At 35.8% G+C, this 1,291-nt stretch carries 1 protein-coding gene; it reads right to left on the bottom strand.

All coding sequences use genetic code 11. The features are described from left to right. The coding region (gene repM, locus FTV41_RS14795) for a replication initiation protein RepM (protein ID WP_179996772.1) at positions 1–864 on the bottom strand (864 nt) is incomplete at its 3' end. Positions 865–1,291 lie beyond the last annotated feature (427 nt).

The raw sequence follows: 1,291 nt of genomic DNA, 5'->3' as shown, positions 1-1,291 counted from the left end.
ATCTGCTATACGGATAGCAAATTGCTGGTAGCTTTCTGTACCTTGTGAATATTTCCCCATTTCAGGCATTTCTGACATTTTTTTTGCAAATAAATGGCGTTGTGCATCGGTCATTTTGATAAAAAAGTCAGGTGTGTTTGGGTCACGCTTAGAATCTAATTTTTTCGGTTGTTGTTTCTGCTTAAACTTGAATGAAAACCCAGTAATTGTACGCCCTTTCTTGTGTTGCTCATAAGTGGCTTTTATGTCTGTATGTTCATTGATTTGAGTAATGGCAGTTTCTAATACACGGCTTTTAAAATGGTGCATACGTTGATATTCATCATCTTCAACACCTAAATTTTTACGTAATTGTTGTAGTTCAAAAACAGGTGTTTTACCAACTTCACGCCAAGCGATTAATAACTCATAAAGTCTAGTAGCATACTTACTGGTTAGGTGTGCAACTTGTTTGGCTTCATATTTTGTAAAGTGTTCTTCTAATCTAGTGATTAAAGGAACTACATCAGGTGCGAAAGTAATTTCTAGTAATGCCAAATCATCTACATAAAAAATACGGCTTACCCAGCGAGAGCGAACGATACCTACCTTCCCTGTTTTTTTATATTCGGCTGTATAGCTAAACTGCCTGTTAAATAGATTATTTACGGCATCTTTCAGGGCTTTGTAGGATGCATCAGGTGATACATTAAATAGTTTTGCATAGTCACTAGCATGTATTTCTAGTTTGCTATCTGCCGTAATACCCCGCCCTAATTCCCTTGCATTAATGATTGCAAGCATGACTAAACGCTGTTCCGTTAGTTCTAAATTATAACTGGCGTTTATTAATGCATTATCTTTCACAACTAAACCATTCTTCATATTAAATACACGTTATTATTAATGTGTATTTACACACTATATATTTTATGTGTGTAAATCAAGAGAATTTGTGTGCTTATACAAGAGAATTTGTGTGCTTATACAAGAGAATTTGTGTGCTTATACAAGAGAATTTGTGTGCTTATATAAGCTGTAGTCCTCTCATATCAATGTTTTCAGCTTATCTAAAAGCATTTAAAAGCTTTAAAAATAATTAAAAGCCTTTCGAGAGGGGAGTGCAAACTGCCCTAGGTACTCGCTAAAGCTCGTACTCTATTGAAGCTCGTTCCTCGCTTCGTGGGGCAGTTTTTGGTTAATCCTATTTGTGAAATCTAAAAGCAAAAGCATTTGTAATGTATTCGCTTCGCTCATACTTTTTGAAAAGCAAAAGCTCCAAAGTTCGCACCCATTCGGGATGCTCTGTACC

Origin of the sequence: Acinetobacter sp. YH16051 (assembly GCF_013417135.1) — a bacterium.
Classification (GTDB): Bacteria; Pseudomonadota; Gammaproteobacteria; order Pseudomonadales; family Moraxellaceae; genus Acinetobacter; species Acinetobacter towneri.
Note: the sequence above shows the minus strand (reverse complement) of the source record. Positions and strands in the feature narration are given on the sequence as shown.